Origin of the sequence: Roseofilum reptotaenium CS-1145 (assembly GCF_028330985.1) — a bacterium.
GTDB lineage: Bacteria > Cyanobacteriota > Cyanobacteriia > Cyanobacteriales > Desertifilaceae > Roseofilum > Roseofilum reptotaenium.
The window spans coordinates 23,105-41,343 of sequence record NZ_JAQMUE010000026.1 but is presented as its reverse complement, the minus strand read 5'-3'; the positions used below and the strand labels follow the sequence as shown (position 1 = coordinate 41,343).

Here is an 18,239-nt window from a genome sequence, read left to right as displayed (position 1 = left end):
CCTATGTTTTTTGAAAGTGGCTATTGTGAAATAGCTTAAAGTCCTATAAATTCGTTAAAGTTGCATTGGGAGCTTCCGAGTTGATGATGGGATAAAAACCTTATGCTCAAAGGTTTTAATGGTTTTAGGAGATGTCTATTGAGTATGTGAGTCCTAAACTTAGGACTCACCCTAATTATCATACTATACCACAGACTCTTCCAACTTGGGCATCTTCTCCACAGGAATGACGCGACCGAAATCCTTGAAACCGTCAATCTCATCAAAATTGAGATAATGGTATAACTCAGTTTTAATTCTCATCATCAGTTAAAGATTATAACTCATCAGAAATTAAATTTTGCCAATCCTCATCACAGTGAGAATGTAAATGAATTGACGCTACTAATAACTCTGATAAAATTTGACCTTTTTGGCGATCGCTTAACTCAGAAAGTTGTAATTGATTAATCAAAGAAAGAACATTTTGACATTCTTCCTGTAATTCTATAATCAATTGATTGAAAGTGGACTTTTGAGTGCTATTTTTTTTAGTAATTAATTGCATTAGTTTTTCCCTAACCTTTTTAATGCTTGTTGAATACCTTATTCAAAGGCTTTAATTTCCTTTTGCCAATGGTTAATCAATCCTTGATCTGGAAACTCCTTATTTAATTCTAATCTACTTTTTTCTTGATGTTCAGCAATCCGAGCCTCCAAAGATAATATTGCTTTTTTAAAATGACTTTTTCCCATAAATTATAATCTCGATCGAGGTGAGTCAATAAAAGACCCACCCCAATAATTATACTACTACACTACAGCCTCCTCTAACTTGGGCATCTGCTCCACAGGAATGACGCGACCGAAATCCTCGAAGTTCTCAATCTCATTGAAGTTCAGGTAACGGTACAATTCAGCCTTGAATGGATCGACCTTCTTGGCGACAATATCTAAATACTCATCCACCGTGGGGATTTTACCGAGAAGAGCGCAGACGGCTGCTAACTCTGCCGAGCCTAAATAGACTCGCGCACCTTTACCCATGCGGTTGTTAAAATTACGGGTCGAAGTCGAGAAAACCGTGGCATTATCTTCCACGCGAGCTTGATTTCCCATGCACAAAGAACATCCCGGCATTTCCGTTCTTGCGCCAGAAGCGGCAAAAATACCGTACATTCCTTCATCCCGTAACTGTTGTTCATCCATGCGGGTTGGGGGACAGATCCAGAGGCGACCTTTTACCGTTCCTGCGCCTTCCAAAATCTTCGCGGCTGCCCGATAATGGCCGATATTGGTCATACAAGAACCGATGAATACTTCATCAATTCGATCGCCAGAACATTCGCTCATTAACTTGACATTATCCGGGTCATTGGGAGCGGCAACAATGGGTTGTTTTATCTCGCTTAAATTGACCTCGATGCGATCGGTATACTCGGCATCTGCATCGGCTGACATTAACTCTGGGTTTGCCAACCATTGCTCCATTTTGGCAATGCGACGAGTGAGAGTAACGGCATCCTCATAGCCGCGAGCGATCATGTTTTTCATCAATACAATATTCGATCGCAGATACTCAGCCACTGTCTCCGCACTTAACTTAATCGTAGAACCAGCGCAAGAACGCTCTGCCGTGGCATCCGTTAGCTCAAACGCTTGCTCCAACTTCAAGTCCGGTAAGCCTTCCATCTCCATAATGCGCCCATTGAACACATTGATTTTGTTCTCTTTGGCGACAGTCAGCTTACCCTGTTGCATGGCTACCCAGGGGATGGCGTTGACGATATCGCGCAGGGTAACCCCCGGTTGCAACTCTCCCGTAAACTTGACTAACACCGACTCTGGCATATCCAACGGCATCACGCCCAGAGCAGCCGCAAATGCGACCAACCCGGAACCGGCGGGGAAGGAAATACCCAGGGGGAAACGGGTGTGGGAATCGCCCCCCGTGCCTACGGTGTCCGGTAAGAGCATCCGGTTGAGCCAGGAGTGGATGATGCCATCTCCCGGACGCAGAGCAACCCCGGCACGAGTCGAGAAGAAGTCGGGTAAGTCCTTGTGGGTTTTGATGTCTACCGGTTTCGGATAGGCGGCGGTATGGCAGAAGGTTTGTAAGGTTAAATCTGCGTTGAAACCCAAACAGGCGAGTTCTTTCAACTCATCCCTAGTCATCGGTCCCGTGGTATCCTGAGAACCAACCGTCGTCATGATCGGTTCACAGGAGGTTCCCGGACGCACACCTGGGAGTCCGCAGGCTTTCCCGACCATTTTCTGCGCTAGGGTGAAGCCTTTCCCGGTATCGCTCGGTACGCTGGGACGGGTAAACAAAGGACTGGTTTCATACCCCAAAGCTTCGCGGGTTTTATCGGTTAAACTGCGTCCGATGAGCAGGGGAATACGCCCACCCGCGCGCACTTCATCGAGGATAGTTTCGGGTTTCAGAGCAAATGTGGAAATGACTTCTCCCGCTTGGTTGGTAATTTCTCCTTTGTAGGGATGGATGGTGATGATATCCCCAGTGTTCAGGTTGCTAACATCGCATTCGATGGGCAGTGCGCCAGAGTCTTCGGCGGTATTGAAGAAAATGGGAGCAATTTTACTACCGAGGATGTATCCTCCTGCCCGCTTATTGGGAATGAAGGGAATATCTTCGCCAATGTGCCAGAGAACGGAGTTAATGGCAGACTTGCGGGAGGAACCGGTTCCCACAACATCGCCCACATAGGCGACAGGATGGCCGTTTTCTTTCAGTTTGGCAATGGTTTCCAAGCCTTCTGGCATCCGAGACTCTAGCATGGCTAGAGCGTGGAGAGGAATATCAGGGCGGGTAGTGGCGTGGGGTGCAGGGGAAAGGTCATCGGTGTTGGTTTCGCCAGGAACTTTGAAGACGGTGACGGTAATGGCTTCAGCTACTTTGGGACGACGGATAAACCAGACGGCATTCGCCCAAGCGTCGATGACTTGTTTGGCGTAGGGGTTGACTTCCGAGAGTTCTAGGACTTCGTTAAAGGCATCGAAGACGAGGGTGGTTTTGCTCAGAGCAGCCGCTGCTTCACTGGCCATGCCGTTATCATTGCTTTTGAGGATATCAACGAGCGATCGCACATTATATCCTCCCACCATCGTCCCCAGCAAGTCGATCGCCCCCTGATGGGAAATCAACGGACACTGGATCTCATCCTTCGCAACAGCCGTTAGGAACCCCGCTTTTACGTAAGCTGCCTCATCGACTCCAGGCGGAGTGCGATCGCGCAGTAACATCAGTAACTCTTCTTTGAGTTCCTCTGGCGGATCTTTCAACAGTTCGCACAGTTCAGAGGCTTGAGCGGCATCCAAAGGAAGGGGAGGGATACCGAGGGCAGCCCGTTCTTGGGCATGTTGACGATAGTCATCTAGAAACATATGGGTCGCTCTCCTGATTCGTTTCTCTAATTATGAAGGAGTTTCCCAGTGTAGCGTCTCCTGGAGTCAGGAAAACGTATCCTCCGATCCGTAATGGTTATCCATTTCATCAAGCAGAAGGAGAAGTCTAGCGTTTCGCACTAGGCAATAGGGACTCTAGCAAAAGCTTGCAGTGATTAGGGTTTAAGGCTTTAAGCTGTAATCTATAGAAGAGAGAATAGCTCTCTAATACTACTTAGAGCTAAATCGTACATAATCTGTGGTTGTGGCACAATAAGAAAGTCAAGCCGCCCTGGAAGGGCGGGGTTTCAAACCCAATTTTCCCGATGAGCTTTTTATCCAAAATTTGGGGAATAGTGGTCTCGTCAGCAATGGGTCGTATTATTGCTCTGAGCCTATTATATGGACTCACTCCACAGGCAATAACTCGCGCCCAAACTGCAACATTTGACCCTACTCCCCAAGTCACCATTATTGACGATGGCCGTAACTATAGCTTTGAAGCCGGGCAAGGCATCTATCGCGTGCGTTATAACTACACCGGTAAAAACTGGACTCATGCCGATGTTGCTCCCATTCGCATCAACACCAACCGTCCGATCGCCATTTTACCCATTCAGTACACCAGCAACTCCATGCAACCTGGAGCTAAAGTTGATGGCTACCATGTAGGACTCTATTGGAATACGGTTACGGCTAATCAACTCTATGAACGCTTAAACGCCCTCGGATTTTATGTCTTGGTTCCCACCATTCAAATGTATGGCGAAAATCTCGACGGGTTTCAAGCCTTAGAACACTTTATTGCGGGTGTACATAAAGGGAATCGCAATGTACAGACTATGATTTTAACCGCCGATGCCCATGTTGTCAGTGAAGCAAACCCCTTTCCAGGGGCACAAATGCTCGTTACGGGGTTGCATCAGCGCGATCGCCTATGGGAAAATCGGATTCAAGCCAAACTCCAACCCTTCTATCAACAGCAGGGTTTACGCAACATCGGTCCCAGAGTTCGCGGTGGAAAAAGCGATCGCGAAGGTCACTCTCTTGCTTGGCATCCCTTAATTGAACGCGCAGCCGAATATAATCCGCATGTCGCTATTCTAGAAGTTGCCCAAGCCAGGGAAATTATTGCTAAAGCCAGATCCTGGGAAGCCGCTACCCAATGGGCGACTCCCGTATTTGATGCAGTAGCCGTAGCCATGGCACAACAGGCTTGTCTAAACGGCGCAGTACTCCCTCAAGTTTGTGAAGATACAACAAATTAACCATTCCCTATTCCCTAAATTATGCGATCGCAGTGGCAAAATCTCCTAGAAAACCTCGGTATTTGGGATGGCTCCTTTACCCAACTTTCCCCCCTGGGCATCGTTGAAAAAGATACTCCCACCGTCGTTACCTTTGAAGGTAGAGATAACAACCAAACCGTTTATCAAACCGTACAACGCTTTCCCCCAGGAGAAACCCCACCCCCAATTCTAGAACTTGAATATAAATCTCTCCATCGCAACCTTCTCTTCTTTGACAATGGGCACTTTTCCCAAGGCAGCGCCCACTATAACCCAGTAGGCACTTTTGGGGGTGAATTTGGCTTCATTCACGAACAGCGCCGTTTACGCTTTGTTATCCTTTATCAAAAAGGCTACCTGGATCAAATTACCCTGATTCGGGAAAAACTCCGAGACACAACCGTTCCCGAACGTCCCCCTTTAACGATCGATCAACTCTTAGGAACCTGGGAAGGAGAAGCGATCGCTCTCTATCCTGACTTACGTCCCCCAAACTATACTCGAAGCACCCTATCTATTTCACGAGAGGGTAATCAAATTACTCAAACACTCAAGAGCGGTGATATTTCCCTGACCTCAACCACGACCTTAGAAGGTTCAAGACTAGAATTTACTGGAGGATCTCAACCGGTACAAGTCCTCTTACTCCCCGATGGGAGTTCTACCACGACTCCTATTCATGTGGAATCTAGAAAACCCTTCTTTTTAGAGGTGGGATGGTTAATTTCCCCTACTGAGCGCCTACGGTTAATTCGCAGTTACGATGCTCAGGGGGCATGGCAGCGTTTAAGCTTGGTGAGGGAAAGGAAAATATGAGTAGGCAATAGGCAATAGGCAGTAGGCAATAGGGAAGCACTGTATTATTGGAGTCGGTGGGGAACTTCTAAGCCATGGTCAATCATGGTTTGCGTGTTTCCCATGACTTCCACCGTCGGCCCATCTGTAATGATGTTACCGGAGTCGAGGAGAAGCGTGCGAGAGGTGACTTCTAGGATTAAATCGAGGTCATGGGAGGAAATGAGTAGGGTTTCTCGGGACGCTTGGAGGAAGTTGATTAAACGTCGCCGTGATCGCAAATCGAGATTAGCACTGGGTTCATCATAAATGATCGCTTGGGGATGCATGGATAACACAGAGGCAATGGCCACCATGCGCTTTTGTCCCCCTGATAGATGATAGGGAGAGCGATCGGCTAATTCGGTCATTCCAGTTAAGCTCAAGGCTTCTTCAGTACAGGCTTTCACGCGATCGGGAGACAGACCCATATTTTCTGGGCCAAAGGCCACATCATCCCAGACAGAAGCCGAAAAGAGCTGATCGTTGGGATTTTGAAAGACCAAACCAATTTCTGGCCGAAACTGTCCCACCTCAACGGGTTTATCCCAGAGTCGCATCTCTCCGCTCGTCGGTGATAAGATCCCGCACAAACAAAAAAATAGCGTAGTTTTTCCAGCTCCATTGGGGCCAATTAACCCCACCCGTTCCCCTTCTCGAATGGTGAAATTGAGGTTTTGCAGGACGTTGGGTTGGTCAGGATAAGAAAAATTCAGATTAGAAACAGCGATCGCCAGCGCTTCATCAACTCTCATCCGTTCTACTTCCTCAACTCAAGAGTGGCGCTCTGCCAACCAAGATACTAAATCCTCAACTCCCGTAAAATCGAGCAGCGCTTCCCCCAAATCTTCCAAAACTTCCACAGATAAAGACTGAATCTGCGCTTCCAATTCCGGAGAAAGCGCCCCCACTCGTCGTGTCAATTGACGAGTAACTAAAGACACGGCTTCACCTTGCCGCCCTTCTTCGTGAATTTCCTGATAAATCACTGACTCGCGCATCGTCTCTTTCCTCAATAGTTGTCTGATTAACTTTTTCTCAAATCTCAAACCCGCCAGTACTTGACTACAAGCTAGGACATCTGCTTGTTGTTGGCTCTCCTCGATTGTAGCAACCCGATTAGCCACTTGCTGTAGTAACTGGCGCGGTTCAGTCGTTTTAGATAAGGTGGCCAAGGGTAGCAAACCGGGAGACGATAGGAGTAAATTGGGATCTTGTTCCCAGAGTCGAATTACCTGATAAGGATGTTGGGTTTCTCCGTCCTCGTACTTGGAGACCAAAGCTTGCTCGGAAACCATTTCTCGTAAGAAAATCACCACTTGATGCACGGAGACACCATATTGCCGTTTGAGTCTCACGTAGTAGTCGAGCATCCGAAACGGTAGGGGAGGTTTAGAATAGGGACGGGTTTCAAACTCGATGTGTAGAATTTGATTACCCGCTTTTAAGAAGGTGACAGAATCAGCGCGGATGGGTTCTTGTATTAGTTCGGTTTTGAGGACTTCAACGGGAGTCAGTTGCGCTAGGGGAAGCAACCATTTGATGAAGGACTCTGGGAATTTTTCGGCGAGGTATTTGCAGGTGTTGTCGTAGGCCAAGGGAGTAAAACCGGGTTGTTTTAACTTAATTAAAGATAGGCGGCTTGACAGGGTGGGCACTACCCACCCTAACAATTGACTGACCATTGCCTAACTTCTGCAAGCCGTCTATTCAGCCGTAGTTGCTAACACGCGATCGGCAATTTTATCGGGGACTTCTTGTAAATGATCGTACTTCCAATCAAAGAAACCGACTCCCATGGTGAGAGAGCGTAATTCAATAATAAAGTTTTGCATTTCAGCTTGGGGAAGATACGCAGAAGTTTGATCCCATCCTTTCCAAGAGTCGAAGGGTTCATAACCGAGAATTTGACCGCGACGACCACTGAGCAGTTGCAAGACTTTGGAGGTAAATTCCGTGGGTGCAGAAATGGTAATAGCGGCGATCGGTTCGAGTAAGGTGGGTTTACCTTGACTCATCCCTGTGTTCATGGCTAACCGAGCTGCTTGTTTAAAGGCTTGTTCCGAACTGTCTACACTATGGTAACTACCATTGGTGAGGGTAACCCCCACGTCAACCACAGGGAAGCCTAGAGGCCCTTGGCTCAGGTATTCTCGTACTCCAGTTTCTACACCAGGAATATATTGTTTAGGCACGACTCCACCAACGATGGTGTCATTAAAGGCAAAGCCTTCTCCCCTCTCCAAGGGGCGGATATTTAAGTAGACATCGCCAAATTGACCGTGACCGCCACTTTGATGTTTATAGCGTCCGTGAACACTCTCAACTGTTTTACGGATGGTTTCTTTGTAGGCAACCCTGGGTAAATGGGTGGCCATGGGGATATTGTATTTACGGTTGAGTCGCTCTAGGCTGACTTTGAGATGGATTTCCCCTTGTCCCCAGAGGATGACTTCATGGGTGTCTCCATGTTGTTCCCAATAGAGGGAGGTGTCTTCTTCTAGGAGTTTGTTGAGAGCAGGGGTAAGTTTGACTTCGTCTTTGCGGTTTTGGGGGGTAATCGCCATAGCATAAACCGGTTGGACTCTATCCGCTTTGGGTAGTCCTTCCACATTTTTCGTTGGCGATAGAGTATCTCCTGTGTACACCCCATCCATCCGTGCTAGGGCCACAATTTCTCCAATTCCGGCTTTGGAGACTGAGTGTTGTTGCTGTCCGAACAGGCGATAAATTCCACCAGGGCGGACTCCATTGAGGACTAGGCCTTCCGTAATTTCTCCTTGCCAAACACGGATCAGAGACATTTTTCCGCCTTGGGGAGTGTAAAAGGTTTTTAAGACCTGGGCAATGGGGGTATCGCTGTCTAGATCGACTCCACGCCGCTTTGAAGTGACATCTGGGGAGGGCGCTTCCCGTTTCAGGGACTCCAGGAGCGGACGCACGCCATAGCCTTCGGAAGCCACACCGAGGAATACGGGCACGATCAAATCGGCTCCTAATTCCATTTTCAGATCTTTGACGATTTCTTCTTGGGAGGGCTGGATATCTTCGAGCAGTTCTTCGAGTAGGTGATCGTCAAAGTCAGCTAGGGTTTCAAGCATCTGGGTTCTCGCCTGAGTTTCAGAATCTTTGAGGGACTCTGGAAGGGGAACCGGATCGGCAGGGGCATCGGGGTGGTAGTGGTAGGCTTGTTCGCTCACTAGGTCGATATAACCGATGATTTTGTCTTGAGCGGCGATCGGGAATTGATGGGGAATGATGGGCCGTGAAGATACAGATTGTAGAGCGGTAAGCAGAGCGGAAAAACTGGTTAGGCAGCGTTCTTCGTCAGTGCAGACGCGATCCATTTTGTTGATGAAGACAAGATGGGGAATTTCCCAGTCGTCTAGGAATTTGAAGAGAGGAGCCAGGGTGAGGATGCGATCGGGTTCGGGTTCGCAGACAATAATGGCTGCACCTACGCCGACAAGAGCGTTGTAGGTTTCTTGGGCAAATTCGATGGAACCGGGACAGTCGAGGAATGTGAAATGAATGTCTTGATAGTCTGTGGAGGCAACATTAATTTCAACACTCATTTGTTGCGATCGCGCTTCGGGCGATCCGTCTCCAATACTGGTTCCGTCTTTTGTCGAGCCTTTGCGCGATAGTGCGCCGCTGACATATTCTAAACTTTCGAGCAGCGTGGTTTTACCACTCATGTAAGGGCCAACAATGGCCACATTACGGCTGCTCAATACTCCTGTTTCTTTCATAATATTCTCCTCAATTCTTAAGGTAAAGGAGGGTATGATGGGCATTTTTTATCCTTTGTTGTCGGTATGCACCATCACTTCGTTATTTTTTGAGGTTACCTCTTCTGCATCGAGATTGAACAACTCGCAATCTCTTTTAAAGCAATTGGGGTACTTTTTTGAACTAAAGTGAATGAGTATTAGTTTTGATGAATTTTTGTCAACTTTCTTGTCGTGCTTCACCCGAGAGAGATCGGTGGACATCTCCCCATCCCCGTATCCCCCTATCCCCCGATTCCCCTATCATAGGTAAAGAGTGATGACCTTTGAGAAATTAGAAACATGGGAAGCGAAACGATCGTATTATTATCGCGGCGTGAAATCGACAAAATGCGGAAAGCAGGAATCTTAGCCAGTCAGTTACTGGATCACTTAGCACCCATGGTGCAACCGGGAGTCAGTACCTTAGAGTTAAATGATGAAGCCGAGCGCTGGACTCGTGAAAATGGAGCCATTAGTGCGCCGTTGGGATATAACGGATTCCCTAAATCCATTTGTACCAGTGTAAATGAGGTGATTTGTCACGGTATCCCCAATGCTAAACAAAAACTCAAGGATGGCGACATTATCAATATCGATGTGACTCCGATTCTTGATGGCTATTATGGCGATACATCGCGCACATTTTTTGTGGGAACACCCTCTCCAGTCGCCAAAAAGTTAGTAGACGTGACCTATGAATGCATGATGCGCGGGATTGCTGCGGTCAAACCAGGGGGGAGAATTGGAGATATTGGCGCAGCGATTCAAGAGTATGCAGAAGGCCATGGGTTTTCTGTCGTGCGCGATTTTGTCGGTCATGGGATTAATCGTGAATTTCATACGGCTCCCCAGGTTCCTCATTATGGGGTAAAGGGCAAGGGCAAACGCTTGCGTAAAGGTATGGTATTTACAATTGAGCCGATGATTAATGAAGGAACTTATGAAGCGCAGGTTTTAGACGATAATTGGACAGCCATCACGAAAGATGGCAAGCTCTCTGCCCAGTTTGAACATACGATCGCCGTTACCGACAGTGGAGTAGAAATCCTTACCTTACCAGAATCTAAAGACGAGTATAAAAGTGCTTAGGACGTTGGAGCAATCCCCAGACTGAACGGATGGGGATTCTTTGAGTCAGGTCATGGAGAATGTAGCGGAAACAGTCGAGTTGGGTACATTGCGAGTTATTCTCAATAAGCTTGTTTTTTTGCAAATCAGTAATTCGAGCTTTATAATTTTGAGAACACCATTGTTTTTGAGAGTCTCTCATGTCTCTATATACTCCCACTTCCCTCAAAGCCGAACTCAATTCCAAAGGTTGGCGCTTAACTCCACAACGGGAAACGATTTTGCATGTTTTTCAGAATCTTCCTAGGGGAAACCATCTGAGCGCCGAAGAACTCCACGATCTCCTCAAACAGAGGGGTGAGAGGATTAGCCTATCGACTATTTACCGCACGGTGAAACTGATGGCTAGAATGGGGATTATTCGGGAACTGGAACTTGCTGAAGGTCACAAACATTACGAGTTGAACCATCCCTATCCCCATCACCATCATCACATTGTCTGCGTTCAGTGCAACCAAACCCTAGAATTTAAGAATGATACAATTCTCAAGCAAAGCTTAAAACAAGCCTCGAAAACCGGTGTACAGATGATTGATTGTCAACTTACCATTCATGCCATCTGTCCAGAAGCAATCCGTAAAGGCTGGCCAGCCATGTTACCCAGTAGTTGGTCTTGTTCGAGGGCGATCGCCTCTAGTAATAATAGTTTAGAAGAGATCCAAGAACAGTTGCATCAAGACGATCAAGAGTCTGAGTAAAACCGAATCTCATGTGTAATCAACTGCCCCCCGAATTTTGGCACGGCATTCAACAATTTAATCAACAAGAGTTTTATGCTTGTCACGATACCCTAGAAGCCATTTGGCTAGAAGCCTCTGAACCCGAACGCACGCTCTATCAAGGGATTTTGCAAATTGCTGTCGGTATTTATCATCTCAGTAATCAAAATTTGCGGGGGGCGATGATTCTACTTGGTGAAGGTATTGGCCGCTTAAGTCGCTATCAACCAGAATACGCCGGATTAGATATTCGCAAACTGCTCCTGCAAAGCAAAACGTTACTCACTCAACTGCAAGAAGACAGTCTTAATCAGACGGATCAGCTAGATATTGCTCAATATTTTCAACTATTTCCCAAAATCGAGTTAAGCGATCGCACTTCTTAAACTTGACCCAGAAACCATCATTCCCCCTTTTTTGTGGAAAGTGACAGAAGAGGGGGAATCCTGTCCTACTGACTTGCAACAAATCTCAAGTACTGCGATATACTGAATAACTATTCTCTAAATTAAAGTTATTAAGAGCCTATTCAATTAAGAAAGACTCTTAATTAAGATTCGCTGCTCCTCTCACTCCTGGAAATCTTGTAACGCTCAGTAACACTGTAAAGCCTATAAAACCGACTATTTGGCGACTTTCTCCAGAGAATGTAACGATATGTGAATTTTATTCCAGAAAATTGCCTCTATCCCTATAATTCAATTTAGTGAAAATTATTCTCATCTGAAAAACTCTTTTTCCCTTAGTATTCTTGCATGAATAGAGGGTATCGAGTTCTCATTTGCGCTGTTGTTTGGATACTTGAGGAATGCAAATGGCCGTATCAATCTTTTGGAAGCCAGCCTTCCAAGCCTTGGGCTGGTCTCCAGGCGACAATCCTCAATCTGGGGCCCCCTTACTCGAAGGAAATACTCGATTTATTGACTTTTCCGGGCGATTATTAGGAGCGCATGTTGCCCATGCGGGTTTAATCGTTCTCTGGGCAGGAGCCATGACTCTGTTTGAGCTTTCCCAGTTTGATCCCTCGCAACCGATGTTCGAGCAAAACCTGATCTTGCTGCCTCATCTAGCCACCCTTGGTTGGGGGGTAGGAGACGGAGGACAAATCGTGGATCTCTATCCCTACTACCTGATTGGGATGCTACACCTGATTAGCTCTGCTGTCCTAGGAGCGGGTGGAATTTACCACGCCGTTCTCGGGCCGGATACTTTGGATATCAAAGGATTTGGCTATGACTGGAAAGATGGCAACAAAATGACCACGATTCTCGGCATTCATCTCGTATTACTGGGAATGGGAGCGGCACTGCTGGTGATGAAAGCCACTCGCTTTGGGGGCATCTACGATCCCCTCATTGAACAAGTCCGCTTGGTGCAACCCAATCTCGATCCTGGACAAATCTTTGGTTATCTCGTGGGAATTAGTCCCGATGGCTGGACCATGACCGGCATGGCCAGCGTGAATAGCTTGGAAGATGTGATTGGAGGTCATGTCTGGGTGAGCATACTCTGCATGAGTGGGGGGATTTTTCACATCGTTTCTAAACCCCTCGATTGGGCCAAGCAAAGGCTGGTGTGGTCAGCAGAAGCCTATCTATCTTACAGCTTAGGAGCGCTGGCGATCGCCGGTTTCAGCGTCGCTTGCTTTGTCACCGTCAACGACATTGCTTATCCCAGTGCCTTTTACGGCCCGGTTGGTGAATCCGGAATCCGAGCCGTCCTCTCAAGCGTCCATGCCGCTCTTGGATTTATCGCCCTTGTTGGTCATATCTGGCACGCCTATCGGGCCCGCATAGCGGAAAAAGGAGTACGGTTTAACACGTTCTTTGACTTCGTAGCCAAAGATGTCACCTTAATCGTACCTACAGGCTTACAAATACAACAATCTGAATAGGAGGAGTGTATCTTATGGCAGTTGCCACTGACACCATGCAAGCCATTCCCTGGCGAGCCGGGAATGCTCGTCTGGTCAACCTTTCTGGAAAACTATTGGGCGCTCATGTAGCCCACGCTGGACTGATTGTACTCTGGGCCGGGTCAATTACCCTCTTTGAAGTATCGGGGTATAAACCCGATCAATCTCTGTACGAACAAGGACTGATTGTTCTGCCCAACCTCGCGCGCTTGGGTTGGGGAGTCGGAGAAGGAGGTCAAATCATTGATACTTATCCCTACTTCGTCATCGGGGTTTTGCATCTCATCAGCTCTGCGTTCCTGGGAGCTGGCGGAATATTCCACGCCCTCAAAGGGCCGAAGACTCTGGAACAAAACTTTCCCTTCTTCGGCTATCGCTGGGATGATGCCAACAAAATGACTACGATTCTTGGTATTCATCTGGTCTTACTCGGTATAGGCGCGTTTCTCCTTGTGGCCAAAGCCACGATCTTAGGAGGAATTTATGACCCTGTAGTACAAAATGTGCGCGTTGTCAGCAATCCTACCTTAGACCCCTCCGTGATTTTTGGTTATTTCTTTGGCACTCAAGGAAAATACTGGCTAGCCAGTGTGGACAACCTAGAAGATGTCATCGGTGGACATATTTGGATCGGTGCAATCTGCATTTTTGGTGGAATTTGGCACATCCAGACGACTCCATTCTCTTGGGCAAAAAACCTCTTTGTTTGGTCAGGTGAGGGCTATCTTTCGTATAGCATCGGTGCGGTTAGCCTAATGGCCTTTATCGCTACCTTGTTTGTCTCCGTTAACTCCACGGTATTTCCCATAGAATTTTACGGCCCTACCTTATCGTTAACGTTCGATCGCTTCCCGGTGTTTACCAGCACGAATGGTGCATTAACTGTACGGGTTTGGCTCGCCAACGCTCATTTTTGGCTGGGCTTCTTCTTTCTACAAGGTCATCTCTTCCATGCCTTGCGAGCAGCAGGATACAGCTTTGTTGAAGGCCGCGTCATTACATCGACACGAGGACAGGTAAGTTGACATGACCAGCGCTAACTTAACTTCTGTAGCGTTTCCAGGAAGTTCTCCGGAAACCGACTACGTTAAAGATTCTGTTAATCCCTATTCCTGGTCGGCGGGTAACTTCCGCTTTGTCAATCTGTCGGGTAAGTTGCTCGGCGCTCATATTGCCCATGCAGGATTGATTGTCCTCTGGGCTGGGGCAATGACGTTGTTTGAACTCTCACGCCTCAATCCTGACTTGCCCATTTATAACCAAGGTCTGATCTTGTTGCCTCATCTGGCAACATTAGGGATTGGAGTGGGAGGTGAAGGACAAATTATTGATACCGTTCCCTATTTTTCCATTGGTGTGGTTCATTTAATCAGTTCTGCCATTCTGGGAGCTGGGGGGATCTATCATGCAGTCCTTGGCCCGGAAACCCTGGATGTAAAAGGGTTTGGCTATGACTGGGAAAATGGGGGCAAAATGACGAGCATTCTCGGCATTCACTTGGTGTTGCTGGGAATGGGGGCGCTGTTGCTAGTACTGAAGGCAACTGTAGTAGGAGGATTATACGATCCGGCGATCGCCGATGTTCGCTTGGTCACCGATCCCACACTCAACCCCCTAACCATTTTTGGCTATGTGGTAGGCATTACCCCCGATGGCTGGACACTGCAAGGTATGGCCGCAGTCAACAATCTAGAAGATGTGGTGGGCGGTCATGTATGGATCGGTATCCTCTGTATTTTAGGTGGAATTTGGCATATTTATACCCAGCCTACTGCTTGGGCTAAAGGGCTGTTTGTCTGGTCGGGTGAGGCTTATTTGTCTTACTCTCAGGCGGCTCTAGCTTACATGGGTTACTTCGCTGCCTACTTGGTTTGGGTGAATGAGACGGTCTATCCTTCCGTATTCTATGGCCCTGCTGAAACCTTAACGGTCGATGGCACCATCACTGTGCGGACTTGGTTAATGTTGTTTCATATCATTTTTGCCAGTTTGCTCTTAGCTGGTCATTTTTGGCACGCCCTGAGGGCACGGGCGATCGCGGCTGGGTTTGTCTTCAGTAACATGAAATTCAATCCAGAAGCCTTATTTGGGGATACTCAATTTAACCAACCCTTATTTTCAGGGATCGTGCAACCCTACGAAAATGATTTCCAACAAGGTAATCTGGCTACTCCCCTAAACACCAGTGAGATTAGTCTAACTTGGGTGAAAAATCTCCCTATTTATCGAAAAGGATTATCTCCCATTGCCCGAGGATTAGAAATTGGCATGGCCCACGGTTATTTGCTTCTGGGCCCATTTCTGAAACTAGGGCCCCTGCGCGATACAGATTCCGCTCTTTTAGCCGGATTTGGCAGTGCCTGCGGTTTAGTTCTGATTCTTAGTATTTGTCTGTTCTTATATGGATCGGCAATCTTTCAACCCGGACAAAAACCACGAGGTGTTCTACCCGATAACATCAAAGGCTACAAAGATTGGAGTTTATTCACTTCCGGCTTTCTAGTTGGGGGTTTAGGTGGCGTTATTTTTGCCAGTTTCATTTTGCTCGAAATCAGTCGAGCTGGACTGACCTAATTCCCAAAAGTCCCCCTTCTTCAGGGGGATCGGTATCCCTTTTTGATAACTCAACGGACAAAAGTGTGACATGAATCTTCCCCTTTTAACTTATCCACTGTCGAGCCAAAATCAGCGAGTCAAAAACTATGAAATTCCTGGGGATGAACAACCGAGGATTTACAGCGCTGAAAACTTGCCCAAAGGAACAGAAATCGATGAAATTATTTGGGCGGGTTATCGACAGGTGTTTAATGAACAACAAATGATCGCGTTTAATCGCCAACTTGCTTTAGAATCGCAATTCCGTCACGGCGAAATTACCGTGCGCGGTTTTATGCGCGGTTTGGCTCTTTCGGATTCGTTTCGGCGCTTGAATTACGACACCAATAATAATTATCGGTTTGTCGAAATGTGCATTCAACGCTTTTTAGGACGTGAAGTGTATAATCCTCAAGAAAAGCTGGCTTGGTCAATTGTTTTAGCCACCAAAGGATTGCGCGGATTTATCGATCAGTTGCTTGATACTGAAGAATATCAAGAAAACTTCGGAGATGATATTGTCCCGTATCAACGGCGGCGGATTTTGCCCCAGCGATCGCAAGGTGACCTTCCGTTTGCACGGATGGCCCGTTATGATGCCTCTTATCTGCGACAATTACAAAGGTTGGGATTATTGCGAACTTTTAGCAATGGAGTCCAAGATTGCAGTGCCGCAGTTTACCGTCGGGTGTTATTGATTGTTCCTGCACTTGCTGTAGTAATATTGATTACAACCTTGATCTTTATCGCTGCTCCTCAATAGGGTCTGAGTTCTCCAGTTGTTTTATATAGATGGTTAATCGGGAAACCTTGCATTTTCAAGGTTTCCCTTCTTTCGCTTAACTAACTTTTACAATCTTTAGTGCAACAGGATTTTCTGTAGGATAGGTGTTCAAAGTCACGACAGTCAATCGCCTCCTCTGTTAATGCTTTAGACGGGTGAACGGTGCATTTGAGATAATGACAGCCTGTAAAATACACACAATAATTGCAAGGCACAGAATGCAGCCGTTTCATCTGAGGGATGGCTTTTTGAAAGGCTGCAACCACTGCTCCGCAGAATCCAAGAAATAAGGCTGATAAGGCTAGAGGACATACTGATTCTATGGCGATCGATAAAGTCTGTGCCAGAGTCGTTTGGAGCATCTATCTATTTCCTCAATCTGTAATAAATTTTGTTGTTCATCCTCATCTGTGTCGTGAGGTTTAACAAGATCATTATTGCAAATAATTCTAAATAAGTCCAGGGCGATGACCATTAAAAATCCCCCCTCTGTATGAGAGGGAGGATCTTATCGATGTTGATTCGTATTGGCGATACGTACAGTAAGTTACAGCACTTAAGGGGCTAAAGCATTACCCCGGAGCAAGCTACCAATGGTTTTCGCAGTAATCTTCATTTGGATCAAGGGATTCGCGGGAACCACGGTTTTGTACAAGTAGCTGTCAAAGGTTAGCCGTTGTACGTCCTTATCGGAACACATTTCGACAAAGGCTTCGCGGGTGGCATCGCTGCGATAGAAGACCTGTTGCAGGATATCGAGTACCTTGTAGGTCAGGCCATATTTCTTATCCCAGCGTTTGATGTAAACCTTGAGATCGTCTTCTGTGGGAATGCGTTGACCGTTGTTGGAAAATTCGACGATCGCCTCTGCACACATACGACCGGACTTGGCAGCAAAGTAAATTCCTTCTCCAGAAGACTTGGTTACGGTTCCTGCGGCATCACCCACGAGGGCAACCCGACCGCGTACTCGATGGGGACGGGGATGTTCGGGGATGGGGTGGGCTTCCACCTTGATAATTTCTCCGCCAACCAAGCGCTTGGCAGCACGAGCGCGAATTCCGGCTTGCAATTGTTTAATTTTGGCTTGGTTAACTTTCATCGTTCCCGTTCCGACAGCCACATGGTCGTATTTGGGGAATACCCAAGCGTAGAAGTCTGGCGATACATCGTCTCCGACATACATTTCCGCCAAGTCTTCATAGTAGTTCATTAGATGATCGGGAATACGGATACGCTCTTGGAAGGCGATCGCGTAGTTATAGTCTCCTGCTTTAATCGCTTTAGCGACTTTGGAGTTTGCTCCATCTGCACCAACGACAACATCAACCTGGAGAGTTTTCGCCACTCCAACCGTGCCTCCCTGAGAATGGTCACTATAGTGCAGGGTATAGGGATCTGTGCTATTGGTGGGAATTTCCAGTTTCTGGACCGTTCCGTTAATTAAAGTAGCGCCCAGTTCGGCTGCGCGATCGCGCATGAAGCCATCTAGCACTTCCCGGCGACACATACCAATATATTCGTCTTCCCGCTCTATATTAATATCAACTTCTCTGTTAGATGGCGAGATCATTTTCATCTTTCTTACGCGCCGATCAATAATCTGAGGCGGTAAGTCAAATTCACTGACCATACAGAGGGGAATAGCTCCACCGCAGGGTTTCGCGTTGTCTAGCTTACGCTCAAACAGATAAGTTTCAATCCCTGCCTTTGCTAGGGTCTCAGCAGTGCTTGCACCTGCTGGCCCCGATCCTACTACAGCAACCCTTATACCCAAAGGTTTTCTCCACAATCGTTACACAACACGGATTGAATCGT

At 47.2% G+C, this 18,239-nt stretch carries 18 protein-coding genes; 9 read left to right on the top strand and 9 right to left on the bottom strand.

Annotated elements, in window-relative coordinates:
- Positions 1-183 precede the first annotated feature (183 nt).
- Genes PN466_RS03580 through acnB form a run of 4 tightly spaced genes read right to left on the bottom strand, consistent with a single transcriptional unit; the run spans position 184 to position 3,384 of the window.
- The gene (locus PN466_RS03580) at positions 184-306 is read right to left on the bottom strand and encodes a hypothetical protein (RefSeq protein WP_271937008.1); all 123 of its coding nucleotides are present in this window, start codon (positions 304-306) and stop codon (positions 184-186) included.
- 10 nt (positions 307-316) lie between these two features.
- Positions 317-547, bottom strand: coding sequence for a hypothetical protein (locus tag PN466_RS03575; protein ID WP_271937007.1), 231 nt, complete (start codon positions 545-547; stop codon positions 317-319).
- A gap of 38 nt (positions 548-585) precedes the next feature.
- Positions 586-735, bottom strand: coding sequence for a hypothetical protein (locus tag PN466_RS03570; RefSeq protein ID WP_271937006.1), 150 nt, complete (start codon positions 733-735; stop codon positions 586-588).
- Between the two features lie 57 nt (positions 736-792).
- Positions 793-3,384, bottom strand: coding sequence for a bifunctional aconitate hydratase 2/2-methylisocitrate dehydratase (gene acnB, locus PN466_RS03565; protein WP_271937005.1), 2,592 nt, complete (start codon positions 3,382-3,384; stop codon positions 793-795).
- Between the two features lie 371 nt (positions 3,385-3,755).
- Here acnB and PN466_RS03560 point away from each other — a divergent pair, with 371 nt between their 5' ends.
- Both PN466_RS03560 and PN466_RS03555 read left to right on the top strand, forming a co-directional pair.
- On the top strand, positions 3,756-4,652 hold the full coding sequence (locus tag PN466_RS03560; RefSeq protein ID WP_271937003.1) for a hypothetical protein: 897 nt from the start codon (positions 3,756-3,758) through the stop codon (positions 4,650-4,652).
- 21 nt (positions 4,653-4,673) lie between these two features.
- Complete coding sequence (locus PN466_RS03555; protein ID WP_271937001.1) at positions 4,674-5,489, top strand: DUF3598 family protein; 816 nt, start codon at positions 4,674-4,676, stop codon at positions 5,487-5,489.
- A 44-nt stretch (positions 5,490-5,533) separates the two neighbouring features.
- Here PN466_RS03555 and PN466_RS03550 read toward each other — a convergent pair whose 3' ends face one another.
- From PN466_RS03550 to PN466_RS03540, 3 genes are all read right to left on the bottom strand, one after another.
- Entirely contained in the window at positions 5,534-6,262 is a 729-nt protein-coding gene (locus PN466_RS03550) for an energy-coupling factor ABC transporter ATP-binding protein (protein WP_271936999.1), read from the bottom strand.
- Between the two features lie 18 nt (positions 6,263-6,280).
- Positions 6,281-7,105, bottom strand: coding sequence for a DUF4351 domain-containing protein (locus tag PN466_RS03545; RefSeq protein WP_271937012.1), 825 nt, complete (start codon positions 7,103-7,105; stop codon positions 6,281-6,283).
- Between the two features lie 108 nt (positions 7,106-7,213).
- Positions 7,214-9,259 (bottom strand): elongation factor G, encoded by a 2,046-nt coding sequence (locus tag PN466_RS03540; RefSeq protein ID WP_271937011.1) that lies wholly within the window; start codon positions 9,257-9,259, stop codon positions 7,214-7,216.
- 321 nt (positions 9,260-9,580) lie between these two features.
- On the opposite strand from PN466_RS03540, the gene map reads away from it, so the two are divergent.
- The 7 genes from map (at position 9,581) to PN466_RS03505 (ending at position 16,400) form a co-directional block, all read left to right on the top strand.
- A complete protein-coding gene (gene map / locus PN466_RS03535; RefSeq protein WP_271936997.1) occupies positions 9,581-10,369 on the top strand; it encodes a type I methionyl aminopeptidase in 789 nt (262 codons plus the stop codon).
- 179 nt (positions 10,370-10,548) lie between these two features.
- Positions 10,549-11,106, top strand: coding sequence for a Fur family transcriptional regulator (locus PN466_RS03530; RefSeq protein ID WP_271936995.1), 558 nt, complete (start codon positions 10,549-10,551; stop codon positions 11,104-11,106).
- Positions 11,107-11,117: 11 nt separating this feature from the next.
- Positions 11,118-11,513: a DUF309 domain-containing protein gene (locus PN466_RS03525; protein ID WP_271936993.1), complete on the top strand. Its 396-nt coding sequence runs from the start codon at positions 11,118-11,120 to the stop codon at positions 11,511-11,513.
- 428 nt (positions 11,514-11,941) lie between these two features.
- Positions 11,942-13,021, top strand: a complete 1,080-nt coding sequence (locus PN466_RS03520) for a chlorophyll a/b binding light-harvesting protein (RefSeq protein ID WP_271936991.1) — start codon at positions 11,942-11,944, stop codon at positions 13,019-13,021.
- A gap of 14 nt (positions 13,022-13,035) precedes the next feature.
- The gene (locus PN466_RS03515) at positions 13,036-14,067 is read left to right on the top strand and encodes a chlorophyll a/b binding light-harvesting protein (RefSeq protein WP_271936989.1); all 1,032 of its coding nucleotides are present in this window, start codon (positions 13,036-13,038) and stop codon (positions 14,065-14,067) included.
- Between the two features lies 1 nt (position 14,068).
- The gene (locus PN466_RS03510) at positions 14,069-15,616 is read left to right on the top strand and encodes a chlorophyll a/b binding light-harvesting protein (protein ID WP_271936988.1); all 1,548 of its coding nucleotides are present in this window, start codon (positions 14,069-14,071) and stop codon (positions 15,614-15,616) included.
- Between the two features lie 70 nt (positions 15,617-15,686).
- On the top strand, positions 15,687-16,400 hold the full coding sequence (locus PN466_RS03505; protein ID WP_271936986.1) for a phycobilisome rod-core linker polypeptide: 714 nt from the start codon (positions 15,687-15,689) through the stop codon (positions 16,398-16,400).
- Between the two features lie 80 nt (positions 16,401-16,480).
- Here PN466_RS03505 and PN466_RS03500 read toward each other — a convergent pair whose 3' ends face one another.
- Both PN466_RS03500 and chlP read right to left on the bottom strand, forming a co-directional pair.
- Positions 16,481-16,783 (bottom strand): hypothetical protein, encoded by a 303-nt coding sequence (locus tag PN466_RS03500; protein ID WP_271936985.1) that lies wholly within the window; start codon positions 16,781-16,783, stop codon positions 16,481-16,483.
- A gap of 194 nt (positions 16,784-16,977) precedes the next feature.
- Positions 16,978-18,198, bottom strand: coding sequence for a geranylgeranyl reductase (gene chlP / locus PN466_RS03495; protein ID WP_271936984.1), 1,221 nt, complete (start codon positions 18,196-18,198; stop codon positions 16,978-16,980).
- Positions 18,199-18,239 lie beyond the last annotated feature (41 nt).